The following is a 24,511-nucleotide window of genomic DNA, read 5'->3' as shown; positions in this document are numbered from 1 at the left end:
ATTTTTGTAAAAGCTAATTTCGGTTACGAGTGACTTTAATCACGTCCGGCATGACGCGAATTTTGCGCATGATATTCGCCAGATGCACGCGGTCGCGCGCGGTCAGGCGGATAAAGGCGCTGTATACGCGGCCATCTTTTTCTTCCGTATTCAGGCTCTGAATATTGGAAGACGCGGTGTTGATTGCGGCCGTCAGGTTAGCCAGCGCGCCCTGGTGGTTGAACATATCCACCTTAATTTCGGCGATAAATTCCTGCGCAGTTTCTTTATCCCATTCGACCGCCATAAACTTCTCAGGCTCTTTCTGGTAGCCGCGGATGTTACGACAGGATTCATGGTGGATAACCAACCCTTTGCCTGGGCTGACGTGGGCGATGATCGGGTCCCCCGGAATCGGACGACAGCACTTGGCGAAAGTAATCAGCACGCCATCGGCGCCCTTGATCGGCAGATGGCCGTGATTCGACGCGTTGGCCGGCACCGGTGCGGCAGAGGCTTCGCCCTGCTGCAGGTTTTTCGCCACCACCACGCTCATTGCGTTACCGAGACCGATTTCCGCCAGCAGATCGTCAAGCGTGGCAAGCTTCATGCGGTCAAGTTCGCGCTGGATGTTCTCCGGCGGGATTTCTGCCAGCTTGCGGCTGCCGCCTAACGCGTGGTTGAGCAATCGGCGGCCAAGGCTGACGGAATCGTCGCGCTTAAGGTTCTTCAGCAGTTGGCGGATCTTGGCGCGCGCTTTCGAGCTGACGACAAAGTTCAGCCATGCGGCATTCGGACGCGCGCCCGGCGCGGTAATGATTTCGACAGTCTGGCCGCTGGAGAGCGGCTGCGACAGCGGATAGGGCTGACGGTCGACGCGCGCGCCAACGCAGGCATGGCCGATATCGGTATGCACCGCGTAGGCGAAGTCCACCGGCGTGGCGCCGGCAGGCAGTTCGACAATGCGCCCTTCCGGGGTGAAAACGTAAATCTCATCCGGGAACAGATCGGATTTAACGCTCTCGATAAATTCAAACGAGCTACCGGCGCTCTGCTGCAGTTCCAGCAGGCTTTGCATCCAGCGCTGAGCGCGGATTTGCGCGGTCGTGCTGCTTTCGCCCCCGTGCTCTTTATAAGCCCAGTGCGCCGCAACCCCCATCTCCGCCATCTGGTCCATATCTTCGGTACGGATTTGTACCTCGACCGGGACGCCGTGGGGGCCAATCATCGAGGTGTGCAAAGATTGATAGCCGTTCGCTTTCGGAATGGCGATGTAATCTTTGAAACGGCCTGGACGCGGCTTGTAGAGGCTGTGCATTTGGCCCAGCACGCGATAGCAGATATCGGGATCGTGAACGATAACGCGGAAGGCGTAGATGTCCATAATCGAGTGAAAACGCTGCTCTTTGAGCACCATTTTGCAGTAAATAGAGTACAGATGCTTTTCGCGACCGCTAACGCGGCAGGGGATCCCCGCTTCCTGTAAACGCCCTTCGATCTCAGAGAGGATTTTCTGAATCATCTCTTTTCGGTTGCCGCGCGCCGCTTTGACCACTTCTTTAATGACGCGGTAGCGGTTAGGGTACAGCGCTTCAAAGCCCAGCTCTTCGAGCTCGGTTTTAATGTGATGGATACCTAAACGGTGCGCCAGAGGGCTATAAATTTCCAGCGTTTCGCGGGCGATGCGACGGCGTTTATCCGGGCGTAGCGAGCCCAGGGTGCGCATGTTGTGGGTGCGGTCGGCAAGCTTGATGAGGATGACGCGGATATCCTGCACCATCGCCATGATCATTTTGCGGAAGTTTTCGGCTTGCGCCTCTTTCTTATCGCGGAACTTGAGCTTATCAAGTTTCGACACCCCCTCTACCAGTTCGGCGACGCTTTTACCAAAAAGCTGTTCCATGTCCTGGTAGGTGGCAGGGGTATCTTCAATCACATCATGCAGCAGCGCGGCCATCAGCGTTTCGTAGTCGAGTTTCATCTCGGCCAGAATGCAGGCCACCGCTACCGGGTGCGTGATATAGGGTTCACCGCTTGAACGTGTCTGACCCTCGTGAGCGTCACGTGCAACGAGATACGCCTGCCGAAGGCGCTTGATTTGCTCTTCCGGCAGGTAGTTTTGAATCAGCTGATTCAGGCTTTCAAACAGATACAAGGGCGACCCGCTGTGTGATTAACGACGACCTTCAGCAATCGCGGTAACGGCTTGTAATTCAGCGGCTTCCTGCTCTTGCTGTTCCTGGCGCTCACGTACGTCGAGGATCTGGTTGTTGATCAGACCTTCTTCGATTTCGCGCAGTGCGATAACGGTGGTTTTATCGTTTTCTTCCGGTACCAGCGGATCCTTTCCGCCTACCTGCATCTGACGAGCGCGACGCGCGGCGACCAGTACCAGGTCAAAACGGTTACCAATTTTCTCTACAGCGTCCTGAACAGTTACGCGTGCCATACTTAAAATGCTCCACAGGTGAAGAAATGACTGGGCATGATACTGAATGTGGGTTCAGTCTGCCAATAGTTTGGTGATTAAAGCGCCATGTCGCTGCTTTTGGCGGCTCATGCGCAGACGTTCAGCGCGGATAATGTTTTTCAGATCGCCTAAAGCGGTATCAAAATCATCATTCACAATAAGGTAATCATATTCCGCGTAATGGCTCATTTCTGCAACTGCCTGCGCCATACGTTTTGCGATGACTTCTTCGCTGTCCTGGCCGCGGCCGCGCAGGCGGCGGTCAAGTTCGTCTTTTGACGGCGGCAGAATAAAGATGCTGCGCGCGCCGGGCATTTTATTACGGATTTGCTGGGCGCCCTGCCAGTCGATATCAAGAAAAACATCAACGCCGGTCGCCAGAACCTGCTCGATAGCTTCACGAGAGGTCCCGTAATAATTGCCAAAAACCTCAGCGTGCTCAAGGAAAGCGTCTTCGCTAATCATCGACCTGAATTTATCGTGATCGACAAAGAAATAGTGTTCACCGTGAACTTCACCCGGGCGCGGATTGCGCGTGGTATGCGAAACAGAAACCTGGGAATCGTACAACGGTTGGGTTTTCAATAAAGCCTGAATCAGGCTGGATTTACCCGCGCCGCTAGGGGCGGAAACAATATAAAGCGTGCCTTGAGCCATGAGTGTCTTTTGTATGTGATTGTCGAAAGAGATCCTACATACGAGCCTATTATACACGCCGCCGCCGCGTGACGCAGTCATTGTCACACTTTTTGCCGCTGTTTCTTTCATTTTGCCTGCCGCTTTCCTGATTTCTTAAGCAGTTGCAGCAACAAGGTGTAAATCCTGGAAAGCCGCTCGCAGCGTAATGATTTGCCTGTCGCCGCGGCTTCGGTCTTTAGCGCACGATGCCGCAAGGTAGAACAAGGAGGTAAAGGCATGTGCAGATGGCTGATAGCGACAGCGTTATGGATGGCGGCGGCAATGGCAACGGCGGCCTGCCCGGCGTGGTCTTTGCAACAAGCCGGGCAGGAGATAGATCGCCTAAGCCAGCAGATTGCCGACTGGAAAGCAGCTTACTGGCAGCAGGGCCGCAGCGAGGTCAGCGACGAGGTCTACGACATGCTATCTGTCCGGTTGGCGCAGTGGCGGCGCTGCTTCGGTCAGGAGACGCCTGAAGACGAGCTGCCGCCGCCGCGCGGCGAAGTCAAACATCCCATCGCGCATACCGGCGTGCGTAAACTGCCTGATGCCGCAAGCGTCGGTCGCTGGATGCGCGAGAAACCCAATGTGTGGGTACAGCCGAAAGTTGACGGGGTGGCGGTAACGCTGGTTTATCGCGGGGGGAGGTTAATACAGGCGATTAGCCGCGGCGACGGTCTGGCGGGGGAAGACTGGACTGTAAAAGTGCGCCGGATCCCCGGCCTACCGCAAACTACCGCAGGAGCGCTGGCAAATAGCGTGCTACAGGGCGAGATTTTTCAGCTGCAAGAGGGGCATATACAAAAACAGGCGGGCGGTATGAATTCACGGGCGAAAGTCGCCGGGATACTGATGCGCAAAGCGCCATCGGCAACGCTGAACACGCTGGGGGTGTTTATCTGGGCCTGGCCCGACGGTCCGGCCCGGATGTCCACCCGCCTGGCGCTGCTTGCCGACGGCGGGTTTCCTCTGGCGCAGCGCTATTCCCATCCGGTGAAAGACTGGCAGGAGACCGCCGTCTGGCGCGAGCGCTGGTTCGCCTCGCCGCTGCCCTTTGTCACCGATGGCATTGTGATCCGCGCGGAAAAAGAACCTGCCGGGGGCAGTTGGCTTCCAGGACAGGGGCACTGGGTGGCGGCCTGGAAATATCAGCCGTTTTCGCAGGTGGCGGAAGTGACCACAATCCAGTTCACTGTCGGGCGCAGCGGCAAGATAGCCGTTGTGGCGCATCTCGAACCGGTAAAACTGGACGATAAACTGGTGCGTCGGGTCAGTATTGGCTCGGTGGCCCGCTGGCGGCAGTTAGACATCGTCGCCGGAGACCAGGTGCTAATAAGCCTGGCTGGACAGGGCATCCCGCGTCTGGATAGCGTGGTCTGGCGGGCCAGCCAGCGCGATGCGCCACTGCCGCCTTCGCCCCGTTTTCATTCCTTAACCTGTTATTTTGCGTCGTCCGAGTGCGCCGGGCAGTTTCTCTCCCGGCTTGTTTGGCTATCGTCTAAGGCAGTTCTGGATATTGGGGGAGCAGGAGAGGCGCTATGGCGCACGCTAATAGACGATCGCCGCATGGCTCATCTTTTTTCATGGCTGGCTTTGACGCCTGAACAACTACAGAGCGTGCCAGGGATGACCAGCAAGCGTGGCCTGCGGTTGTGGCATCAGTTCAATTTGACCCGCGAGCAGCCGTTTATTCGTTGGGTGCTGGCGCTGGGGGTACCGATACCTCAGTCCGCGCAGGCGAGCGTTGCGGCAGAAAACTGGCAGCTATTGCGGGAGCGCAATGAGTCCCAGTGGCGGCAATTACCGGGGGTGGGGCAGGAAAGGGCGCGCCAGCTGGTCGTCTTTTTGCAAAACCCGGATATTGCCGCGCTGGCGCAGTGGCTCCGCGGGCAACATATCCCGGGTTTTTGAGGAATCAATGTGCGTCGTGTTTGTAGTAGAAGACCGGCAGGCCGAGCTTCCAGCGCAGGGCGAGCATACGCGCGGTAAAGCCGAAGAGCAGCGTGGCGATGACCACGACGTCGTGGCTGCTGACGTAGTGCTGTAACGCGATATAGAGCACCGCGGCGGCAAAAGAGATGCCAGCGTACAGTTCTTTCTGAAACACCAGCGGGATACGTTTACAGAACATATCCCGCAGCACGCCGCCAAAGACGCCGGTGATCACGGCGGCAATAGACGCGATTATCGGTCCTTCGCCCATGTCCAGCGCGATTTGCGCGCCAATAATCGAGAACACAATCAGGCCCAGGGCATCCAGCACCAGAAACAGGCGACGCAGGTGCGGCATTACCGGCGCGGCGATGGTGGTGAGAACGGCGGCAACCGCCACAATGATGACGTATTCCGGGTGCTTCACCCAACCGAGCGGATAATGGCCGAGCAGGATATCACGCACGGATCCCCCGCCGAGCGCGGTGGCGGTAGCGATAATAATCACCCCAAAAGTGTCCATCCGGCGTCGCCCGGCCGCTAAGGCGCCGGTCATCGCTTCCGCCGTAATACCAATCAGATAAAGAACATGAAGCAGCATAAATCCCCCACAATGATGGGCAAAGGGTAGCGATTTGTGCGGCAGATCACGATTGAGTTTTTCTAAAGTGAGCTGATTTTCATGAAAAAAGCTAATGCTGAATGATTGATATGGTCAATCACTGTGGGGGATTTGGCTTTTGCTTTTCAAAAATGAATAAGAAAAAGTAATGCTGGCCCGCGGGGGCAGGCCAGCCGGGGAAGAGATTACTCGATATTCTGGATCTGCTCGCGCATCTGCTCGATCAGCACCTTCAGCTCAATCGCTGAATTGGTCACTTCGGCATTAATGGATTTGGAGGCCAGAGTGTTCGACTCGCGGTTGAATTCCTGCATCATGAAGTCGAGGCGGCGACCCACAGCTTCTTTCTTCTTCAGAATGTTGTAGGTCTCTTTAACGTGCGCTTCCAGGCGATCGAGCTCTTCGGCGACGTCGATACGCTGCGCCATCAACACCAGCTCTTGCTCGAGGCGGTTGTTTTCCAGCTGCACTTCGGCGTCTTCAAGCTTGGCGACCAGGCGCTCGCGCTGCCACTGCAGGATTTCCGGCATATGGGCGCGGACTTTGCTGACTTCGGCGCTGACGCCTTCCAGACGCTGTTCGATCAGAGTTTTCAATGCCTGGCCTTCGGTCTCGCGAGCGACGATAAAATCGTCCAGCGCGCCATTCAGGGCGTTGAGGATTTCAGCGGCGATGGCATCAAGGTCTTGCTCCTGAGCGGCCATCACGCCAGGCCAGCGCAGGATATCAACCGGATTGATTTCGCCTTCATCGCTCTGCATTTTTACCCAGTTAGCGGCGTTAACCAGCTGCTTGGCCAGGTTTTCGTTAAGAATCAGCTCACCTTGGGCGCTGGGATCCTGCTCAAAACGCAGGGTACATTCGATTTTGCCGCGAGTCAGGCGAGAGCGGATGCGCTCGCGAACCACGGGCTCCAGGCTCCGGAACTGTTCCGGCAGGCGGAAGTAGGTTTCCAGATAGCGTTGGTTTACCGAGCGCAGTTCCCACGCGGCGCTACCCCAGTCACCCTTGATTTCACGCCGGGCATAGGCGGTCATACTGCGGATCATAGACGTTCCTGTTTTTTAAGGAGAGTGGGGAGGATTATAGCTTTCGAGGCCCTTTCAGGATAGGAATAAGCGCGCATTATCCACATTGGCAGGCGCGCGTCGTCGCGATGCAACTTGGCCGAATTTGTGTATAATGCGCAGCCACATTCGTTTCAAGCCGGAGAGTAATCATGCGTCCAGCAGGCCGTAGCGCTAATCAGGTGCGTCCAGTAACCCTGACCCGTAACTATACAAAACACGCTGAAGGCTCCGTGCTGGTCGAATTTGGCGACACCAAAGTGCTGTGCACTGCCTCCATCGACGAAGGCGTGCCGCGCTTCCTGAAAGGTCAGGGCCAGGGCTGGATCACCGCCGAATATGGCATGCTGCCGCGCTCCACCCATACCCGTAACGCTCGCGAAGCCGCAAAAGGCAAGCAGGGCGGCCGCACTATGGAAATTCAGCGTCTGATCGCTCGCGCGCTGCGCGCCGCGGTGGATCTGAAAGCGCTGGGCGAGTTCACCATTACGCTCGATTGCGACGTGCTGCAGGCCGATGGCGGTACCCGTACCGCGTCCATTACCGGTGCCTGCGTTGCGCTGGCCGATGCGCTGAACAAGCTGGTTGCTGCCGGTAAACTGAAAACCAACCCGATGAAGGGGATGGTAGCCGCCGTTTCCGTTGGTATCGTTAATGGTGAAGCCATCTGCGATCTGGAGTACGTGGAAGATTCCGCCGCGGAAACCGATATGAATGTGGTAATGACCGAAGACGGCCGCATTATTGAGGTGCAGGGCACGGCGGAAGGCGAGCCGTTCACCCATGAAGAGCTCCTCACTCTCCTGGCGTTAGCGCGAGGGGGAATCGAATCCATTATTACGACGCAGAAAGCGGCGTTAGAAAATTAATGATTAAGGCGACTGAGAAGTCGCCTTTTTTTTGCGCTTTATCCTTCATGACACCTGCGAAGGACAAAGCGTGTAGTCCGACATTGATGACAGTACTAAAAGGAGCGAATCCATGAAGCCGTATCAGCGCCAGTTTATTGAGTTTGCGCTTAGCAAGCAGGTTCTTAAGTTTGGCGAATTTACGCTGAAATCCGGGCGTAAAAGCCCCTATTTCTTCAACGCCGGCCTGTTTAATACCGGGCGCGATCTGGCTCTGCTGGGCCGTTTCTACGCCGAGGCGCTGGTGGATTCCGGGATCGAGTTCGACCTGCTGTTCGGCCCGGCCTATAAAGGTATCCCTATCGCCACCACCACCGCCGTCGCGCTGGCTGAGCATCATGACCGCGACCTGCCGTACTGCTTCAACCGTAAAGAAGCGAAGACCCACGGTGAAGGCGGCAACCTGGTCGGTAGCCCGCTCCAGGGCCGCGTGATGCTGGTGGACGACGTGATTACCGCCGGTACCGCAATTCGTGAATCAATGGAAATTATTCAGGCTAACGGCGCTGAACTGGCTGGCGTGCTCATCTCGCTTGACCGCCAGGAGCGCGGTCGCGGCGAGATCTCCGCGATTCAGGAAGTGGAACGTGATTATGGCTGCAAAGTGATTTCTATCGTCACCCTGAAAGATCTTATCGCCTATCTGGAAGAAAAGCCTGAGATGGCTGAGCATTTGGCATCGGTACGCGCTTACCGCGAAGCCTACGGCGTCTGATGCTGAAACCGGCAGCCAGGCTGCCGGTTTTCAACTATACCAGTTTAGCGCCCTGGGCATTGACGTACAGCGAGTAGATTGAGGTGCTTGAGGCCATAAACAGCCGATTGCGCTGTTCACCGCCAAAGCATAAGTTCGCGCAGCGTTCCGGCAGCTTGATGGTGCCGATATGCTTACCCTGGGGGTTAAAGACCCGCACGCCGTCGAGCTCTTCATTGCCCGTTCCCCACCCGCACCACAGGTTGCCGTCTGCATCGCAGGCGATCCCATCGGCGGTACCGTTGCCGCAGTCGAGATACACGCGTTTATTTTTCAGCGTATTACCTTCTACGTCCCACGCCAGAATTAAGCGGTTCGGCGTCGCCCGGCTTTCCACCACGTAGAGGATTTTTTCATCCGCGGAGAAGCACAGACCGTTTGGCCCTTTCACATCGCCCAGCACCACGCTCAGCTTGCGGCTTTCCGGCTCCAGACAGTAGACGTTTTGCGGCAGCTCCGGGGTCGCCTTATGACCTTCATAAAAGCCGCTGATGCCAAACGGCGGGTCGGTGAACCAGATCGTGCCGTCTGACTTCACGATGATATCGTTTGGCGAATTAAGGGGCTTGCCCTGATAGTTGTCGGCCAGCACGGTGATGGAGCCATCGTACTCGGTACGCGTAATACGGCGGGTATCGTGCTCGCAGCTAATTAAACGCCCCTGCCTGTCGCGCGCGTGGCCGTTGCTATAGTTGGCCGGATAGCGGAAGACGCTGGTTTCCCCGCTGGCTTCATCCCAACGCATGACGGCGTTATTTGGAATATCGCTCCACAGCAGCATCCGCATGTCGCCAAACCAGACCGGCCCTTCCGCCCAACGCAGGCCGCTGGCGATACGTTCGACCTTCGCGCTGGCGAGCATGTAGCGGCGAAAGCTGTCATCGACGGCGATAATGCTTGGGTCAGGATAGCGTTCAGAGGGGGCCCATGCTGCGAAGCTTTTTTGACTAATGAGTAGTGATGCGGTTGCCAGTCCGCCTATCTTGAGTAATTCTCGCCGTGACGTCGCCATCAAATCTCTCCTTGCCGGGTGGTTTTGTAGGTAGGGTGAAACGCTCAGCAAGCTGGATAGTAGGAAAAGTAAGCGGAAAAGCGCATTGGGCAATTCAACCAATGGCCCTGGGCTTTGCGACAAATTTGCGTAGATTGCGAGGAGAGCCATGCAGCCTTGCGGCTGCATATAGAGCTTTACTGCAGTTGCGCCGCGACCAGCGGCCAGCGGGCATCGAAATCATCCGTTGGGCGGTACTTGAACTCGCTACGCACAAAACGCGACAGCATGCCTTCGCAAAATGCCAGCAGCTGGCTTGCCAGTAGCGTCTCGTCGAGGGTGTAGCCCTCTCCCTCACGCATTTTCTTTTCACGCATCACCTGACGCAATTGAACTTCGATACGTTCAAATAGCTGGTTGATACGACCCTGCAGACGGTCCTGTTCGAACATTAAGGCGTGGCCGGTGAGGATACGCGTCAGCCCAGGATTACGCTCGCCAAACCCAAGAATCAGCAGAACAATCAGGCGCAGACGAGCCGTGGTGTCCTTTTCATCTTTCAAAATCAAATTGATGCGCGTAATCAGACTGTCTTCAATGAACTCGATCAGGCTGTCAAACATGCGGGTTTTACTGGGAAAATGACGGTATAACGCCGCTTCGGAAACACCGACGGAGGCCGCCAGCTTCGCCGTGGTAATACGTTGACTACCATCGCTGGATTCAAGCATCAGCGCCAGAGATTGAAGTATTTCTTCGCGACGATTCCTTTTCGCAGTTTGTTTTTCTGCCATGTTTTAAAATACCCCTGAAAATAAGCACTTGTCAGGCAGGCATCCACAAAGCGACCGCAAACCTTAGTTTGCGGTGATGTTATTGCATTATGCGCTTTGGGATGCGGGTTCCGTATAGCCGGGCTTATTTGCGCCCTGAGTGGCCGAAGCCGCCTTCGCCGCGGTCGGTGGCGTCAAACTCTTCCACCAGATTAAATTCCGCCTGTACCACCGGCACAAAGACCATCTGCGCGATGCGCTCGCCCGGCTCGATAGTAAAGCTCTGCTGGCCGCGGTTCCAGACGGACACCATCAGCTGCCCCTGGTAGTCGGAGTCGATAAGGCCAACCAGGTTGCCCAGCACGACGCCATGTTTATGGCCCAGACCAGAACGCGGCAGAATCACCGCCGCCAGAGACGGATCGGCGATATGAATCGCAAGGCCAGTCGGCAACAGGGTGGTTGCGCCCGGCGCCAGCTCTACGGCGTCGTCAAGACAGGCGCGCAGGTCAAGTCCGGCCGAGCCGGAGGTGGCATAAGTCGGCAATGGGAACTGCTTGCCAACACGCGGGTCCAGAATCTTAACGTCGATTTTTTTCATCATAACGGGTAACGATCTCGTCGAGTAATAATTGGCCCAGGAATTCCTTGCGCTCAAGTGGTAAGCGCTTATCCCCATCCTGCCAGAAAAGGTGTAATGCGTTGTTATCGCTATTAAAACCTTGATTTGGCTGAGAAACATCATTGGCGCAAATCAGGTCGAGATTTTTGCGGGCACGTTTTTGCCGGGCGTATTCTTCCACATTATTTGTTTCGGCGGCAAATCCAACAACGTACGGGCGGTGATTTTTTAGTGCGGCCACCCCGGCGACGATGTCCGGATTTTTGACCATTTTTATTGTTAATTCATCACCTTGTTTTTTGATTTTCTCGTCGGCGACAATCGCTGCGCGGTAGTCGGCAACGGCGGCGCAGCCGATGAAAATATGCTGCTGTTGCACGCCATTCTGCACCGCCGCTTCCATTTCCAGCGCGGTGCCAACATCGATGCGCTGCACAAACGGCGGCGTCGGCAGCGACACCGGGCCGCTAACCAGCGTGACGTTCGCACCGCGTTGTGCGGCGGCGGCGGCAATCGCGAAGCCCATTTTGCCGGAGCTATGGTTGGTGATGTAGCGCACCGGATCCAGCGGCTCGCGGGTTGGGCCCGCGGTAATCATGATGTTGAGATGTTGCAAATCTTTGACAGGCGAGAAATGCTGCGCCGCCATCTCCACGATAGTGAGCGGATCGAGCATGCGGCCCGGGCCAACGTCGCCGCAGGCCTGGCTGCCGCTATCCGGGCCCCATACCAATAGGCCGCGTGAGGCAATAGTGGCAAGGTTGTGCTGGGTGGCGGCGGCGCGATACATCTGTTGGTTCATCGCCGGGACGACGGCCACCGGCGAGGGCGTAGCCAGGCAAATCGTGGAGACCAGATCGTTCGCCATACCGGCGGCGACGCGGGCGATTAAATCGGCGGTTGCCGGGGCAAGGATAACCAGATCGGCCCACTTGCCCAGTTCAATATGGCCCATTGCCGCTTCGGCAGCCGGATCCAGCAGGCTATCGGAGACCGGATAACCGGAAACCGCCTGCAGGCTCAACGGGGTAATAAAGGCCTTGGCGGCTTCCGTCATGGCGACGCGTACATCGGCGCCGCGTTCTCGCAGTCGGCGCACCAGTTCTGGCGTTTTATAGGCGGCGATGCCGCCGCTCACGCCAAGAACGATCTTTTTACCAGCCAGACTCATCATGATTTTGTCCTGTTGAAATACACCAGAATCCGCGCATCTTATCACAATCCCTGTGGCATCGTGCGTATGCCGGGTATTCACTTTGCGAGGGTCTACGCAGACCTTGAAATCACCGGTCGGCAGCGCGGAAAGGCTATGCCAGGATGGGGGATGGACGGGTAAGGAGACAGGGTAATGGATATACAGGAATCATTGATGCCGCGGGAAAAAATGCTGCGCGACGGCATTGAAACATTGAGCGACGTTGAGCTGCTGGCGTTGTTTTTGCGTACCGGCACGCGTACCCAGGATGTGCTGGCTTTTTCACATAGCTTGCTACAGCGCTTCGGTTCGCTGTACGGGCTGTTGTCGGCTGAGATAGAACAATTTGCCGATATCGACGGTATCGGCATTGCGAAATATGCGCAACTCAAAGGCATTGCCGAACTGGCGCGGCGCTATTTTAGCTTGCGGATGAGAGAGGAACCGTCGCTGGTGACGCCGCTCATGACGCGAGAATTTTTACAAAGCCAGCTCGCCGATGAAGAGCGGGAGATCTTTATGGCGATCTTTTTAGATAATCAGAATCGGGTATTGAAACATAGCCGCCTTTTTTCTGGTACTCTTAGCCACGTAGAGGTGCATCCGCGAGAAATTGTACGCGAAGCAATCAAAGTGAACGCCGCCGCGGTGATCCTTGCCCATAATCATCCTTCAGGTAGCCCTGAACCGAGTAAGTCGGATAAGTTGATGACCGACAGGGTGGTTAAGTGTTGTAGATTCATGGAGATACGCGTGCTTGATCATCTGATTATTGGCCGCGGCGCGTACGTCTCTTTTGCCGAACGTGGCTGGATTTAGCCCCGATCATGCGATCTATCGGGATCTTTGTCTGTTCGGGACTTGAGCACACCGCCGAGTCAGCGTATACTACGCCACCTTTGAGAATCTCGGGTTTGGCATTTGGGCCTGGCAATCGAGAGTTCAATAGAACTATGCGATGACCGGGCTGTAAAGCCTGACGAGGCGCCAATACCCCATACGAAGCTCGAGCTAATTTGATTTTTGGAGAATAGACATGTCCCGAGTCTGCCAAGTTACTGGCAAGCGTCCGGTGACCGGTAACAACCGTTCCCACGCACTGAACGCGACTAAACGCCGTTTCCTGCCGAACCTGCACTCTCACCGTTTCTGGGTTGAGAGCGAGAAGCGTTTTGTCACCCTGCGCGTATCTGCTAAAGGTATGCGTGTAATCGATAAGAAAGGCATCGATACAGTTCTGTCTGAACTGCGTGCCCGTGGCGAAAAGTACTAAGTACTTAGAGGAAATAAATCATGGCTAAAGGTATTCGTGAGAAAATCAAGCTGGTTTCTTCCGCTGGTACTGGTCACTTCTATACCACCACGAAGAACAAGCGTACCAAACCGGAAAAAATGGAACTGAAAAAGTACGATCCGGTTGTACGTCAGCACGTTATCTACAAAGAAGCTAAAATCAAATAATTTTAGTCTCCTTGTACTAAAACCCCGCTCCGGCGGGGTTTTTTGTTTTATGCTTCACCCTTCGAGCACAGGTGCGTTGGCTGCACGCGTACAGCCTGGCCGCTTGCTTTATTAAGCCTTCCGGCCTCTCTTCCCGCTGCCTCCCTGTCACCCGAAACTGTGTGGTTAAGAGGAAAAAAATGCCTGAATTACCTGAAGTCGAAACCAGCCGTCGCGGCATTGAGCCGCATCTGGTAGGCGCTAACATCCTGCACGCCGTAGTGCGCAACGGGCGCCTGCGTTGGCCAGTATCCGAAGAGATTTACCGCCTCAGCGACGAACCGGTGCTGAGCGTGCGCCGACGCGCCAAATACCTGCTGCTGGAGCTGCGTCACGGCTGGATCATTATTCATCTTGGTATGTCTGGCAGCCTGCGCATCCTCAGTGAGGAGCAGCCGGCTGAAAAACACGACCACGTCGACCTGGTGCTGAGCAACGGTAAAGTACTGCGCTATACCGATCCTCGCCGCTTTGGCGCCTGGTTATGGACTAAAGAGCTGGATGGTCATCCGGTGCTGGCGCATCTCGGCCCGGAGCCGCTAAGCGATGAATTCAACGCCGACTATCTCCAGCAGCGTTGCGCGAAGAAGAAAACCGCCATCAAACCCTGGCTGATGGATAACAAGTTGGTGGTGGGCGTGGGGAATATCTACGCCAGCGAATCGCTGTTTTCCGCCGGGATCCATCCCGATCGGCTGGCCTCGTCGCTCTCGCATCAAGAATGCGAGTGGTTAGTGAAGATGATTAAGCTGGTGCTGCTACGCTCAATTGAGCAAGGTGGAACGACGCTGAAGGATTTCCTGCAAAGCGACGGCAAACCGGGATATTTCGCCCAGGAGCTGCAGGTTTATGGCCGCAAAGGCGAGCCGTGCCGGATCTGCGGTACGCCGATTATCGCCAGCAAACACGCGCAGCGAGCGACCTTTTATTGCCGCCAGTGTCAGAAGTAGTGGAGAGGGTTGGGGATTATGCCAGTCCGGGTAAGCTGGTAGCCCCGCTAAGCGTAGCGCGAGCGGGGGAAGGACATACTACTTCAGCTTATTTAACAACGCCTGATGCACGTTAGGCGGCAGGAAGTGGGAGACATCGCCCTGGTGGCGAGCCACTTCCTTAACCAGCGATGAAGAGATAAACGACCACTCTTTGCACGGCATCAGGAACACGCTTTCCAGGGTGGGCATCAGATGGCGGTTCATGTGCGCCAGCTGCATTTCATATTCGAAATCCGCCACTGCCCGCAGGCCGCGAATGAGAATATTGGCCTGCTGCGCGCGGGCGAAATTGGCCATCAAATCGCTAAAGCCAATCACCTCAACGTTGACCAGATGCGCCGTTGCCTGCTCCGCCAGCGCAATTCGTTCATCGAGGCTGAACATCGGTTTTTTGCTCGGGCTGGCAGCGATGGCCAGCAAAACCTTATCAAACATGCCTGCGGCGCGGGTGACGATATCGATATGGCCGTTGGTGATAGGGTCAAAGGTGCCCGGATAGATCGCTTTTGTGCCCATAATTACACTTTCTCCGAGTAGCCGCGGCTGAGTGCCCACAGCTCGGTGTATTTATTAAACGTGTATTGCGCATTGACTACCGCCAGCAGCCAACCCTGTTTTCCATCCAGTACGCCGCCGCGCAGCAGCAGCGTTTTCACGAAGGCGCCCAGCGTATGGCTGAAAATCCCCGCCATCGAGGTCTTCTTGCCCTTCTGATGACGCTCAAGCGCCCAGGCTGCGGCATACGCCAGCTGTTTCTGCTGGAAGCCGGAGAAGTCGCGGCAGGTCAGGTGCAGCAGATCGCCGCTGAGCGGCACCACTTCGGCCCCAAGGCTATCCAGAGATTCATGCACCAGATTATCGTTATAGCGGTAACGCGCGCGTTCGTACAGGCGCATCACCCGATCGGGATACCAGCCGCTGTGGCGCATAAAGCGCCCGAGGAAGTAGTTACGCCGGGCGATGCTGTAGATAACGCCGCGCTGCGGCGCATCCAGTACCTTGAGGATAGACTCTTTCAACTCAGGCGTAACGCGCTCGTCGGTATCAATCATCAGCACCCAGTCGTGAGTGGCGTAATCTTGCGCGCGCTGGCGCTGAATGCCGTAGCCTTGCCAGTCGGTGTTGCTATAGACCTGGGCGCCCAGGCTACGGGCCAGTTCGACGGTATTGTCGGTACTGCCGGAGTCCAGCACCACCACTTCATCCGCCCAGCTTACCGACGCCAGGCAATCGGCGAGCAGGTCGGCGGCGTTTTTGGCGAGCATCACGACGGAGAGTCGGGTCGACATTAGTGGCTCCGCTGCGGCAGGTAGGGTTGCAGTAACTGTAGCAGACGCGACAGCGCGCCCTGGTTTTGATGCAGCACTTCCACCGCGTGGCGGCCGTACCACAGTCGATAATCTTCATCGGTCAGCAGGGTAGAAACTTCTCTGACCAGCGAGTCGGCGTCCGTGACGGTGATCAGACCATCGTCCTGCTGCAGCTTGGCGCAGATATCTTTAAAGTTAAAGGTGTGCGGACCCATCAGCACCGGAATAGCATGGGCGGCGGGTTCGAGCGGATTGTGTCCGCCGCGTTCAACCAGGCTGCCGCCGACGAACGCCAGGTCGGCAATGCCGTAGAGCAGCATCAGTTCGCCCATAGTATCGCCAATCACCACCTGGGTGCTGTTAGACGGAATTTCACCGGTGCTGCGCATGGTGAAGCTCATCCCGGCTTTTTGCACCATGTCGCGGGCGTCGCCGAAGCGTTCCGGATGGCGCGGCACGAGGATAAGCAGCAGGTCGGGGAAGGTTTCCAGCAGTTTTTTATGCGCCTGCAGGATGATCTGTTCTTCGCCGTCGTGAGTACTGGTGGCTATCCACACTTTACGGTGCGGCGCCCACTGGCGACGCAGGGTAACGGCGCGTGCCGCCAGTTCCGGGGTGACGGAGATATCGAATTTCAGGCTGCCGGTGACCGCCAGTTGGTTACGTTTGAGACCGAGCGCGAGGAAGCGGTTGCCGTCTTCTTCATTTTGCGCGGCGATAAGCGTGATACGGCTGAGCAGGCGGCGCATAAAACCGCCGAGTTTGGCATAGCCTTTCGCGGAACGTTCTGACAGCCGTGCGTTAGCAATAACCAGCGGAATTTTACGTTTGTGCAGCGCGGCGACCATGTTCGGCCACAGCTCGGTTTCCATTACAATGACCAGTTTCGGCTGCACGCTGTTGAGGAAACGGTTCATGGCGCAGGGGAGGTCATACGGCAGATAGACGTGGTGAACATCTTTGCCGAAAGCGGACATGGCGCGTTCAGAACCGGTCGGCGTCATGGTCGTGACGGTGATCGGCAGTGATGGATAACGATGGCGCAGCGCGCGCACCAGCGGGATCGCCGCCAGCGTTTCACCGACGGAGACGGAGTGCAGCAGAATGCCATCCGGCACTACCTTGTTTTGACAGAAGCCATAACGTTCAGCCCAGCGTTTACGGTATGCCGGGGCCTTACGGCTGCGCAGCAGCAGTCGCAGCCACACCAGCGGCTGAATGAGGTAGAGTAGGGTGGTATAAAGCAATTCCAAACTATTTATCCGTTTTAGGTTTTTTGCGGGCAAATTCTAAGCATTTAACCCGCGTAAAGCTATCTCTTTGGCGGAAACCGAGGGATTTCGACCTATGCGGCGTTGAGATAGCGCTTGATGCGCAAATAGCGGCGTCCCAGACGCCAGCGTAAACGGAACGTGCAGGCGTTACTCCAGATCAGGCGCCAGATGCCGCGTTCGAAGAATTCTTTGATGATAATATGCTTTTTCGATTCATCTTTCATGCAGTCGAAGGTATGAATAATTCCCAGTCCTTCTTTGGCTATCTGCCAGCGGCAGGCGGCAATGTGCCGTACCTTGTCCGGATAGCGCTGGTTGATGGCGCTGAGCATCTCGAGGATCTTCATATAATGGCGCGCTGAGCGCATCAGCGTATCGTCGTTGTCTGGCTTATGCGAGACCGATTCCGAGTGAATGTAATAGTCGTAAAATTGCTCGCTGGTGTACTGCACGCGTTCGGCGGCCAGCAATGCTTCCGTCGTCCAGGGAATATCCTGATGGCGCAGGCCCGGCTCAAAGTGGAAATGGTGCTGGTTGATAAAATCGCGGCGATAGATGTTCAGCCAGGTGACGTGCAGAAACTTACGCGAGTCGAGCGCCTGCTTTAGCCAGACGTAACCCGGCAGGACGCCAGTAGACTGCAGGCGCTCCGGCGGGAAAATCGGGTGAATATCGTCGCGGCTTTCGTACACATAGCGGCCATTACAGGTCGCGACATCGAGATTGCCCTTCTCGGCCATTTCCAACAGCGTGCGGTACATGCCGGGATAGAACTTATCGTCAATGTCCGGGAAGGCGAGGTATTTACCGCTTGCCGCCGCCATACCGGTATTACGCGCCACCGAGACGCCCTGATTCTCCTGCTCCAGCACGGTGACGTTCTGCAGCCTGTCTTTCCATTGGTCGATAACCGCCAGGCTACCGTCGGTAGAACCGTCGTTCACCAGGATCAGCTCATAGCTTGCCAACTGCTGTTGTTCGAGGCATTCAAAGAATTGCGCAAGGAATTTTTCACCGTTATACACGGCGGCCACGATGCTCAATAAAGGCGTTTGACTCATAACTCATTCGATCCTGGTTAAAAAACGACGTCAGGCGCTGCGCAGCTGACGGTACTGTTGGCAAATCGACTCTACGCTGAATTTTTCCAGCGCGGCGGAATCAATGGCCGGCGGGCTATGGTAAATGCTTTGCATCGTCTGGGCTAGCGCAGAACTGTTGAGATCGGCCAGACCGCGGGACAGTTCGCCGCTGAGGATCTCGCTTACCCCGCCAGGACAGCGGGTGCTGGCAACCGGCGTATTCAGCAGTAGCGCTTCAACAATGACGTTGCCAAACCCTTCGCTGTCGGAGCTGAGCGTTAGCATTCGCGCATGTTTAATCCACGGCAGCGGGTTGGGCTGAAAGCCTTTAAACAGCACCCGATCGCCGACCTGCAGCTGCTGCGCCAGTTGACGAAGCCGCTGTTCCTGCTCCGGTTTGCCCTGCCCGAGCAGCACCAGCGGCGCCTCGATACCGCTTTGCGCGTAGGCTTCAATCAGCCGGTCATGGCGCTTACCGGGATGGAAGCGGCCGACGTGGATAATATAGTCCCCTTGAGGAATATCGGCCGGCTCCTCAGCCGCCGCGTGAATGGCGGCGATATCGAACGGGTTATAGATGGTTTTAAGCTGTGCCGGGCGAAGCGCGAACTGCTCGACCAAATCCTTTCCAACCGCATCGGAAACGGTCACCACGTTGCGCCCGTGGTATACGCGCTTGATTTTTTGCTGCTTCATCCAGCGGTCAAAACCGCTGCGATGGCCAAGATAAGAGGTAGAGAAAACGCCGTGCAGACAGAACCAGACGTTGCGATCCTGCAATGCCCGGCTGCGGGCGACGATGCGATCGGTTTTGTGCAGATTCGACAGTACCAGATCGAAGCGACCATGCTGTTCTGCTTGTTCAATCGCGCGATCAAGCTGGCGCGCGCGGCGGGAGAGTTCCGTTAGCTTGCGCCACGGTTTGCGGCAGCGGTCGGCAATCACCTGATAATCGAGCCCTTCCGGCAGCGGATAATCGCAGATGTCGCGCAGCGAAAACAGCGATACCTGTTCGCCCTGGCTGAGAAAATGTTCCGCCAGCGTGAGCACGACTTTCTCCGCGCCGCCGCCCGGCAGGCCATCGATAACAAACAATATGCGCATCGTTATTTCACCAGATCCTGATAGAGAGAAAGCAGCTGCGTCGACAGTCGCTCGCTGGTGCAGTCCATAATTCGTTCGCGGGCGCGTGCGCTTTCAGCCGAACCCAGCGCGCGCGCGGGCAGCGCCATGACCGCCTGCTGTAACGCGGCGATATCCAGCGCGTCGCAGACGTAGCCATTGCTGCCTTCGACGATGAACTCCGCGCCGCCGCAGCCGGTGGTGGTGATAACCGGCAGGCCGCAGGCCATCGCTTCCAGAATTACATTCGGGAATGGATCATACAGCGTCGGCAGCAGCAGTCCGTCAGCCATCTGATAGAACGGCAGCGTTTCGGACTGCATGCCGAAGAAACGCACGCGATCTTCGCAGTTCAGCGATTTTGCCAGCTGTTGATAGCGGTTCTGTTCTTTGTCTTTGCCGACCACCAACAGATAACGGTCGGTGGGGGCGATGGCGCGGATTGCCGCATCCAGCCCTTTTCGTTCAAAGCCGGAACCAACATAAATCAGGCAGCTTGCCTGTAGCGGCAACTGCCATTTAGCGCGTAATGCGGCAAAGGTCTCTTCGCCTGGCGGCAGAAAACGTTGGTTATCAATAGCGTTATAGATGACGTGGATTTTATCCGCCGGCAGGCCGAAGTCTTCGATAATTTCCTGCTTGATCATCTCCGCGTTGCAAATCACCCCACGCAGGTGCGCGTCCTGATACATCTCGCGTTCCGCCTGCATCACATAACGGTGATAGCGGTCGGCGAACAGCAGGCGGCTTTTCCAGGCCGGTAAAATGCGCGAGCGCTGTTGCAGCCAGCGGCGATGAACGCCGTCGCCTGCGCGGTATAGATCGCAACCCGGAATACGCTCATGGCTTTGCACCAGGTCGAATGATTCACTCTGCCAGAGCGCGCGCGCGGCGTTGGCGAAACCGCGTTCACGGCTGATGCGCCCCCATTTGCGCGGGTTGCAGATGTGAATATGCCAGTCCGGTTTGACAGGCCCTTGCCACTCGCGGGTGATGACGTTCAGTTCCAGATTACTGCTGTCGAGGGCTTCCAGCGCGCGGGAGACAAAGCGCTCCGCGCCGCCGTCGGGGCGATACTTTTGCCGTACCAGAGCCAGCCGGAATTTACTCATGCCAGTACCTTTTTCGCCGCCGCGATAACCGCGTCGGTAGGGATTAAATCAAGATAACGTTCTTCGGTGTTGGTGTTGATGTCGTCAGGGTCGGGCAGCGGGCCGAAGTCGCCGGCCCAGATAACCTCGCCTTTCGCCTGCCACGGCCGCCAGAAGGTCAGTTTCGACGGGCCAAATAGCGCGACGAGCGGCGTACCCAGCGCTGCCGCCATATGCATCGGCACCGAATCTACGCCGATAAACAGGCGGGCGTGATCGATAACCGCCGCCAGTTGGCGGAGCGTCAACTGACCGGCTAATGAGTGCAGTCGCGCCTGCGGGCAGCCGCTGATGATGTTCTCTACCATCTGCTTTTCTTTGGCGTCAGGGCCAGAGGTAAGCACCACCGCGTAGCCTTCTGCTGACAGCGCATTAATCAGCGCGCTCATGCGCTCTTCGCGCCAGCATTTAAAGAACCAGCGCGAAGTCGGTTGAATAACGATGTAGTTCTCCTGGAAGCCGTCCGGCAGCAGCGAACGGCTGGTCGTCCAGTCAGATTCGCTGTAGCCCATCCGCGCCGGCGCATCGTTTATCTCAAGCCCCAGCGGCGCCAGAATAGAGAGGTTTTGCTGCACCGTGTGCAGCTGATTGTGCTGCTGGGTAGAAGCAAGCGCGGTGTGGCAGTAGCGCCAGAACGGATGACGGCGCTTAGGGAAATCGAAACCGATGCGCGTCGGCGCGCCGGTTAATTTGCTGATGATCGCGCTGGGCCATTGATCGGCAAGGTTGAGCACCATGTCGTAGCGCTGCTGGCGCAGATTGCGGATGAGCTGCCATTCCATCTTAAGCTGATGGCGCTTGCCCTGCTTTTTCCAGCTGCGATCGATCGCGTAAATCTGGTTAATCGCCGGATTCGCCGCCAACATGTCGCGGGTTTCAGCATACAGCAGTACATCGACGCGAGCGGCGGGATATTGCTGTTTGAGCGCGTTTATCAGCGGGGTGATCAGCAACATGTCGCCATGATGGCGCAGCTTAATGACCAGGATCCGCGCCGGGTTCTGCTGGCCGGGGGAGAGGGTTTCAGGCGTCATACTCTGTTCTTCATCCAGGATAAGGGTTCCGATTCTAGGGGATCGTGCAGATTGAGAGAAGCGTTGTATTGCTCTACCATGGACCGATACGTATGGCCTGAGGACGTTTTCGTGCATAATCCCGCATTTCTCATCACGATTGATACAGAGGGTGACAACCTCTGGCAAAAACATGACAGCATCACCACGGAGAATGCGCGCTATCTTCCGCGTTTTCAGCAGCTTTGCGAAAAGTATGGCTTCAAACCGGTCTATTTGACCAATTATGAAATGGCCATCGACCCTTTTTATATCGAGTTTGCTAAAGATGTCATCGCGCGCGGCACGGCGGAAATCGGTATGCATCTGCATGCCTGGAACAGTCCGCCGACCGAGCCGCTGACCGCGGATGACTGGCGTCATAAGCCTTATCTCATCGAGTACAGCGATGCCGCCATGCGTGAGAAGGTCGACTATATGACCCATCTGCTGGAAGATACCTTCCAGACCAAAATGGTGAGCCATCGCGCCGGACGCTGGGCGTTTGACGAGCGCTACGCGCGCCTGCTGGTGGAGTACGGTTATCAGGTGGATTGCTCGGTGACGCCGCGGGTGAACTGGAAAACCGCTAAAGGTGCGCCGCAGGGCGATGGCGGTACGGATTATCGTCGCTTCCCGCAACATGCTTATTTTCTTGATGAAAATGATATCAGTCGCGAAGGTCATTCCCCGCTGCTGGAAGTGCCTATGAGCATTCAATACAAACACTCAGCATGGATGAATAGCGTTAAGCAAGGCTACGATAGGCTACGCGGCAAAGTCCGTTCGCCGTCCGTACACTGGCTGCGTCCGATGGGCGGTAACGTCGAGACCATGAAAAAAGTAGTTCAGCAGACGCTGGCGCAGGGTAATGATTATGTTGAGTATATGCTGCATTCATCGGAGTATATGCCAGGCGGTAGTCCGACCTTTAAGAATGAACAAGATATTGAACGTTTATATGCCGATCTGGAAGCGTTCTTTAGCTGGCTTGCGCCGCAGGTCCGCGGAATGTCTTTAGCAGAATATTATAATTTCAAGAGAAATCTTACATAAAACAATCATTACTGATAGAGGTGCGGCGTTAATCTGGTGTAATATCATCAGTCGAATGAATAATTAACGCCTGAATTATTAAGATACTGAGGTTTTATGAAGATAGCAACCGTACTACGCTCTGGCGGTGATTATAACCAAAGCCATGTGCAGTGGTTATACAAACAATTGCCAGCAGACATCGAGAAAGTGTGCTTTACCGATTTAACTATTCCTGGCGTTAACACCATTAAACTAACTGAAGATTTGCCAGGCTGGTGGTCAAAAATCGAGATGTTTAATCCGGATTCGGTTGCCGAAGATATTTTTTATCTCGATTTAGATGTCGTCGTTGTCGGTGATATTAGTGATATTCTGGCAAATAAACAGCTGACCATGCTGAGTGATTTTTTCTTTCCGCAGAAAACCAAAAACTCCGCTATCATGCGCGTTCCGCATGAGGAAAAGTACAAGGTCTGGGAAGCTTTTAAGCGCTATCCGGAACTATTCATGACGCGCTATCAGAGCGGTGGCGACCAGGAGTTTATCAGCAAAATCTATCCACACGCCGCTATCTGGCAGGACATTTTACCCGGACAGATCGTTAGCTATAAAAAGCATGTCATTCATAAGAAGAAGAATGAACATGCCACCGGTGATGGCACCGTGCCTGCGGGGACGCGAATTGTCTGTTTCCATGGAAAACCACGCCCTTGGGACTGCGGTGAAGCCTGGGTGCCACCATTTGAGAAAGCTTAATTATTTATGAGTAAAGTGATGTCGCCAGTGACAATATTGCTTCTGGCAATATTGTCATGTGTTTTTGTGATGCCGGAGAAAATTATGGGTAGAAATCTCTTTTACCTATCTTCGGTTATTACCTTAATTTATGCGGTAATTAACAGAAAACGTCTTACTTTTAAAAAAGAGGAAATATTTCTGTCTCTGACGCTATTGATGTTAGGAGCTTCACAGCTTATTTGGTCATATCGCTTTCCGGGTAATCCGGCTGAAATTTATATGGCTGATGTTAGCTATCCTCGCTCAGGCGCTTATTTGATGATCGGCGCTGTGATGATGTTACTCTTGCCTGCGGTATTAAGGACAACAGCAATACAATATGGCAAAAGCTTGAGTTATGCATTAGTCGCGGGCTTTTCAGTATTGACGCTATACGCTTTACATTATCATTTTTTTGTTTCCGGCGAACGCCTGAGAATCGATAACTCCGCAACCTTAAGCGCCTATCTTTATACGATATACTCGTTATTGACGCTATATGCTTTAGCTTGCGTCAATATCCGCTATCGTAACTATATTGCCAGCGGTGTGATATTTTTCTCGCTGTGGATTATTTTTCTGACCGAAACTCGCTCGGCGCTGCTTATTTATCCGGCGGTACTGCTCTATGCCCTACTGACCGGTAACGTGATGTCGAAGAAAAAATCAGCGCTGGCGTGCCTGATGCTGTTAGTTGCTGGCCTGGCAGTGATTGAGTTGGCGTTTCCCTCGCTGAAAGATCGGGCGAGTGAAGCGGTCACTGAGATCTCGGACTATCAAAGCGATAACAATACCTCGATGGGTTCCCGGCTCAGTATGTGGCATACCGGGATCTATGAAATTATTGCTCATCCCGGTGGCGTAAGCTCGCAGCAGCGTTTCCAGATCCTCTCGCAATTGATGTATGAGAAAGAGCAGGGGAATCCCGAGGGGTTACGCAACATTGTTTATCATCTTCATAATGATTTGATCGAAACCATGTCGCTACAGGGCGTTATTGGCGGCCTCTTCCTGCTGGCATTGTATGGCGCGTTGCTGCTCTATGTTTACAGAAAGGCGACGCTGAAATGTGCATTGGCGTTTATTGGCGCGCCGGTGATTCTTTTTGGCTGCGTCGATACTCTGTTTATCCACGACAGATTTATCATTATGTTTATTGTGGCGTTAGCCGTTTTCACGGCGTTATCGCCGGAAAAATCTGCGGAAGAATCGTGATGGAGTG

Annotated in this window: 26 protein-coding genes; 10 read left to right on the top strand and 16 right to left on the bottom strand. The window is 55.4% G+C overall.

What is annotated here, in order from left to right:
- Positions 1-13: 13 nt before the first annotated feature.
- Genes spoT through gmk form a run of 3 tightly spaced genes read right to left on the bottom strand, consistent with a single transcriptional unit; the run spans position 14 to position 3,106 of the window.
- The gene (spoT, locus tag PGR23_RS12840; RefSeq protein ID WP_015369143.1) at positions 14-2,134 is read right to left on the bottom strand and encodes a bifunctional GTP diphosphokinase/guanosine-3',5'-bis pyrophosphate 3'-pyrophosphohydrolase; all 2,121 of its coding nucleotides are present in this window, start codon (positions 2,132-2,134) and stop codon (positions 14-16) included.
- 18 nt (positions 2,135-2,152) lie between these two features.
- The gene (rpoZ, locus tag PGR23_RS12835; RefSeq protein ID WP_000135058.1) at positions 2,153-2,428 is read right to left on the bottom strand and encodes a DNA-directed RNA polymerase subunit omega; all 276 of its coding nucleotides are present in this window, start codon (positions 2,426-2,428) and stop codon (positions 2,153-2,155) included.
- A 54-nt stretch (positions 2,429-2,482) separates the two neighbouring features.
- Positions 2,483-3,106, bottom strand: coding sequence for a guanylate kinase (gmk, locus tag PGR23_RS12830; protein ID WP_015369144.1), 624 nt, complete (start codon positions 3,104-3,106; stop codon positions 2,483-2,485).
- A 258-nt stretch (positions 3,107-3,364) separates the two neighbouring features.
- On the opposite strand from gmk, the gene ligB reads away from it, so the two are divergent.
- Entirely contained in the window at positions 3,365-5,038 is a 1,674-nt protein-coding gene (gene ligB / locus PGR23_RS12825) for an NAD-dependent DNA ligase LigB (protein ID WP_396279306.1), read from the top strand.
- A 4-nt stretch (positions 5,039-5,042) separates the two neighbouring features.
- On the opposite strand, the gene PGR23_RS12820 is transcribed toward ligB, so the two are convergent.
- Positions 5,043-5,660 (bottom strand): trimeric intracellular cation channel family protein, encoded by a 618-nt coding sequence (locus PGR23_RS12820; protein WP_015703812.1) that lies wholly within the window; start codon positions 5,658-5,660, stop codon positions 5,043-5,045.
- 206 nt (positions 5,661-5,866) lie between these two features.
- The gene (locus PGR23_RS12815) at positions 5,867-6,730 is read right to left on the bottom strand and encodes a YicC/YloC family endoribonuclease (protein WP_045390591.1); all 864 of its coding nucleotides are present in this window, start codon (positions 6,728-6,730) and stop codon (positions 5,867-5,869) included.
- Between the two features lie 170 nt (positions 6,731-6,900).
- Here PGR23_RS12815 and rph point away from each other — a divergent pair, with 170 nt between their 5' ends.
- Together rph and pyrE are read left to right on the top strand one after the other, a co-directional pair.
- Positions 6,901-7,617, top strand: coding sequence for a ribonuclease PH (rph, locus tag PGR23_RS12810; RefSeq protein ID WP_045390593.1), 717 nt, complete (start codon positions 6,901-6,903; stop codon positions 7,615-7,617).
- A gap of 112 nt (positions 7,618-7,729) precedes the next feature.
- Positions 7,730-8,371, top strand: a complete 642-nt coding sequence (pyrE, locus tag PGR23_RS12805) for an orotate phosphoribosyltransferase (protein WP_015703811.1) — start codon at positions 7,730-7,732, stop codon at positions 8,369-8,371.
- A 34-nt stretch (positions 8,372-8,405) separates the two neighbouring features.
- On the opposite strand, the gene PGR23_RS12800 is transcribed toward pyrE, so the two are convergent.
- From PGR23_RS12800 to coaBC, 4 genes are all read right to left on the bottom strand, one after another.
- A complete protein-coding gene (locus PGR23_RS12800; RefSeq protein ID WP_221695099.1) occupies positions 8,406-9,422 on the bottom strand; it encodes an SMP-30/gluconolactonase/LRE family protein in 1,017 nt (338 codons plus the stop codon).
- Between the two features lie 176 nt (positions 9,423-9,598).
- Complete coding sequence (gene slmA / locus PGR23_RS12795; RefSeq protein WP_015369151.1) at positions 9,599-10,195, bottom strand: nucleoid occlusion factor SlmA; 597 nt, start codon at positions 10,193-10,195, stop codon at positions 9,599-9,601.
- A gap of 124 nt (positions 10,196-10,319) precedes the next feature.
- Positions 10,320-10,778: a dUTP diphosphatase gene (gene dut, locus PGR23_RS12790; protein ID WP_020077682.1), complete on the bottom strand. Its 459-nt coding sequence runs from the start codon at positions 10,776-10,778 to the stop codon at positions 10,320-10,322.
- A complete protein-coding gene (gene coaBC, locus PGR23_RS12785) occupies positions 10,756-11,967 on the bottom strand; it encodes a bifunctional phosphopantothenoylcysteine decarboxylase/phosphopantothenate--cysteine ligase CoaBC (RefSeq protein ID WP_047048048.1) in 1,212 nt (403 codons plus the stop codon). The genes dut and coaBC overlap by 23 nt, the downstream gene beginning before the upstream one ends.
- A gap of 177 nt (positions 11,968-12,144) precedes the next feature.
- On the opposite strand from coaBC, the gene radC reads away from it, so the two are divergent.
- The 4 genes from radC (at position 12,145) to mutM (ending at position 14,441) form a co-directional block, all read left to right on the top strand.
- The gene (gene radC / locus PGR23_RS12780; RefSeq protein WP_045390599.1) at positions 12,145-12,810 is read left to right on the top strand and encodes a RadC family protein; all 666 of its coding nucleotides are present in this window, start codon (positions 12,145-12,147) and stop codon (positions 12,808-12,810) included.
- Between the two features lie 217 nt (positions 12,811-13,027).
- On the top strand, positions 13,028-13,264 hold the full coding sequence (gene rpmB, locus PGR23_RS12775; RefSeq protein ID WP_002436699.1) for a 50S ribosomal protein L28: 237 nt from the start codon (positions 13,028-13,030) through the stop codon (positions 13,262-13,264).
- Between the two features lie 20 nt (positions 13,265-13,284).
- Entirely contained in the window at positions 13,285-13,452 is a 168-nt protein-coding gene (gene rpmG / locus PGR23_RS12770) for a 50S ribosomal protein L33 (protein ID WP_002922510.1), read from the top strand.
- Positions 13,453-13,631: 179 nt separating this feature from the next.
- Positions 13,632-14,441, top strand: coding sequence for a bifunctional DNA-formamidopyrimidine glycosylase/DNA-(apurinic or apyrimidinic site) lyase (mutM, locus tag PGR23_RS12765; protein ID WP_015369156.1), 810 nt, complete (start codon positions 13,632-13,634; stop codon positions 14,439-14,441).
- 78 nt (positions 14,442-14,519) lie between these two features.
- Here the strand turns inward: mutM and coaD are convergent, their stop codons facing one another.
- The 7 genes from coaD to rfaQ form a co-directional block, all read right to left on the bottom strand.
- On the bottom strand, positions 14,520-14,999 hold the full coding sequence (gene coaD, locus PGR23_RS12760) for a pantetheine-phosphate adenylyltransferase (RefSeq protein WP_015703808.1): 480 nt from the start codon (positions 14,997-14,999) through the stop codon (positions 14,520-14,522).
- 2 nt (positions 15,000-15,001) lie between these two features.
- On the bottom strand, positions 15,002-15,772 hold the full coding sequence (locus PGR23_RS12755; RefSeq protein WP_396279307.1) for a glycosyltransferase family 2 protein: 771 nt from the start codon (positions 15,770-15,772) through the stop codon (positions 15,002-15,004).
- On the bottom strand, positions 15,772-17,046 hold the full coding sequence (gene waaA, locus PGR23_RS12750; RefSeq protein WP_015369159.1) for a lipid IV(A) 3-deoxy-D-manno-octulosonic acid transferase: 1,275 nt from the start codon (positions 17,044-17,046) through the stop codon (positions 15,772-15,774). The genes PGR23_RS12755 and waaA overlap by 1 nt, the downstream gene beginning before the upstream one ends.
- Positions 17,047-17,138: 92 nt before the next feature.
- Positions 17,139-18,128: a glycosyltransferase gene (locus PGR23_RS12745; RefSeq protein ID WP_047047651.1), complete on the bottom strand. Its 990-nt coding sequence runs from the start codon at positions 18,126-18,128 to the stop codon at positions 17,139-17,141.
- Between the two features lie 30 nt (positions 18,129-18,158).
- Positions 18,159-19,253 (bottom strand): glycosyltransferase, encoded by a 1,095-nt coding sequence (locus tag PGR23_RS12740; RefSeq protein ID WP_396279308.1) that lies wholly within the window; start codon positions 19,251-19,253, stop codon positions 18,159-18,161.
- 2 nt (positions 19,254-19,255) lie between these two features.
- Positions 19,256-20,383: a glycosyltransferase family 4 protein gene (locus tag PGR23_RS12735; protein ID WP_047066654.1), complete on the bottom strand. Its 1,128-nt coding sequence runs from the start codon at positions 20,381-20,383 to the stop codon at positions 19,256-19,258.
- Positions 20,380-21,456 (bottom strand): putative lipopolysaccharide heptosyltransferase III, encoded by a 1,077-nt coding sequence (gene rfaQ / locus PGR23_RS12730; protein WP_396279309.1) that lies wholly within the window; start codon positions 21,454-21,456, stop codon positions 20,380-20,382. The genes PGR23_RS12735 and rfaQ overlap by 4 nt, the downstream gene beginning before the upstream one ends.
- 111 nt (positions 21,457-21,567) lie before the next feature.
- On the opposite strand from rfaQ, the gene PGR23_RS12725 reads away from it, so the two are divergent.
- The 3 genes from PGR23_RS12725 (at position 21,568) to PGR23_RS12715 (ending at position 24,504) form a co-directional block, all read left to right on the top strand.
- A complete protein-coding gene (locus PGR23_RS12725) occupies positions 21,568-22,530 on the top strand; it encodes a polysaccharide deacetylase family protein (protein ID WP_045390617.1) in 963 nt (320 codons plus the stop codon).
- 96 nt (positions 22,531-22,626) lie between these two features.
- Positions 22,627-23,268 (top strand): hypothetical protein, encoded by a 642-nt coding sequence (locus tag PGR23_RS12720; protein ID WP_045386549.1) that lies wholly within the window; start codon positions 22,627-22,629, stop codon positions 23,266-23,268.
- Between the two features lie 6 nt (positions 23,269-23,274).
- Positions 23,275-24,504 (top strand): O-antigen ligase family protein, encoded by a 1,230-nt coding sequence (locus PGR23_RS12715; protein WP_396279310.1) that lies wholly within the window; start codon positions 23,275-23,277, stop codon positions 24,502-24,504.
- The last annotated feature ends 7 nt before the right edge of the window (positions 24,505-24,511 follow it).

Origin of the sequence: Klebsiella sp. 141162, assembly GCF_050600755.1 — a bacterium.
GTDB classification, from domain to species: domain Bacteria; phylum Pseudomonadota; class Gammaproteobacteria; order Enterobacterales; family Enterobacteriaceae; genus Klebsiella; species Klebsiella aerogenes.
Note: the sequence above shows the minus strand (reverse complement) of the source record. Positions and strands in the feature narration are given on the sequence as shown.

Bases quoted from the DNA above. Each gene is read 5' to 3' on its own strand.
- rpoZ (WP_000135058.1), bottom strand. From the start codon at position 2,428: ATGGCACGCGTAACTGTTCAGGACGCTGTAGAGAAAATTGGTAACCGT.
- gmk (WP_015369144.1), bottom strand. From the start codon at position 3,106: ATGGCTCAAGGCACGCTTTATATTGTTTCCGCCCCTAGCGGCGCGGGT.
- ligB (WP_396279306.1), top strand. From the start codon at position 3,365: ATGTGCAGATGGCTGATAGCGACAGCGTTATGGATGGCGGCGGCAATG.
- PGR23_RS12820 (WP_015703812.1), bottom strand. From the start codon at position 5,660: ATGCTGCTTCATGTTCTTTATCTGATTGGTATTACGGCGGAAGCGATG.
- PGR23_RS12815 (WP_045390591.1), bottom strand. From the start codon at position 6,730: ATGATCCGCAGTATGACCGCCTATGCCCGGCGTGAAATCAAGGGTGAC.
- rph (WP_045390593.1), top strand. From the start codon at position 6,901: ATGCGTCCAGCAGGCCGTAGCGCTAATCAGGTGCGTCCAGTAACCCTG.
- pyrE (WP_015703811.1), top strand. From the start codon at position 7,730: ATGAAGCCGTATCAGCGCCAGTTTATTGAGTTTGCGCTTAGCAAGCAG.
- PGR23_RS12800 (WP_221695099.1), bottom strand. From the start codon at position 9,422: ATGGCGACGTCACGGCGAGAATTACTCAAGATAGGCGGACTGGCAACC.
- slmA (WP_015369151.1), bottom strand. From the start codon at position 10,195: ATGGCAGAAAAACAAACTGCGAAAAGGAATCGTCGCGAAGAAATACTT.
- dut (WP_020077682.1), bottom strand. From the start codon at position 10,778: ATGATGAAAAAAATCGACGTTAAGATTCTGGACCCGCGTGTTGGCAAG.
- coaBC (WP_047048048.1), bottom strand. From the start codon at position 11,967: ATGAGTCTGGCTGGTAAAAAGATCGTTCTTGGCGTGAGCGGCGGCATC.
- radC (WP_045390599.1), top strand. From the start codon at position 12,145: ATGGATATACAGGAATCATTGATGCCGCGGGAAAAAATGCTGCGCGAC.
- rpmB (WP_002436699.1), top strand. From the start codon at position 13,028: ATGTCCCGAGTCTGCCAAGTTACTGGCAAGCGTCCGGTGACCGGTAAC.
- rpmG (WP_002922510.1), top strand. From the start codon at position 13,285: ATGGCTAAAGGTATTCGTGAGAAAATCAAGCTGGTTTCTTCCGCTGGT.
- mutM (WP_015369156.1), top strand. From the start codon at position 13,632: ATGCCTGAATTACCTGAAGTCGAAACCAGCCGTCGCGGCATTGAGCCG.
- coaD (WP_015703808.1), bottom strand. From the start codon at position 14,999: ATGGGCACAAAAGCGATCTATCCGGGCACCTTTGACCCTATCACCAAC.
- PGR23_RS12755 (WP_396279307.1), bottom strand. From the start codon at position 15,772: ATGTCGACCCGACTCTCCGTCGTGATGCTCGCCAAAAACGCCGCCGAC.
- PGR23_RS12745 (WP_047047651.1), bottom strand. From the start codon at position 18,128: ATGAGTCAAACGCCTTTATTGAGCATCGTGGCCGCCGTGTATAACGGT.
- PGR23_RS12740 (WP_396279308.1), bottom strand. From the start codon at position 19,253: ATGCGCATATTGTTTGTTATCGATGGCCTGCCGGGCGGCGGCGCGGAG.
- PGR23_RS12735 (WP_047066654.1), bottom strand. From the start codon at position 20,383: ATGAGTAAATTCCGGCTGGCTCTGGTACGGCAAAAGTATCGCCCCGAC.
- rfaQ (WP_396279309.1), bottom strand. From the start codon at position 21,456: ATGACGCCTGAAACCCTCTCCCCCGGCCAGCAGAACCCGGCGCGGATC.
- PGR23_RS12720 (WP_045386549.1), top strand. From the start codon at position 22,627: ATGAAGATAGCAACCGTACTACGCTCTGGCGGTGATTATAACCAAAGC.
- PGR23_RS12715 (WP_396279310.1), top strand. From the start codon at position 23,275: ATGAGTAAAGTGATGTCGCCAGTGACAATATTGCTTCTGGCAATATTG.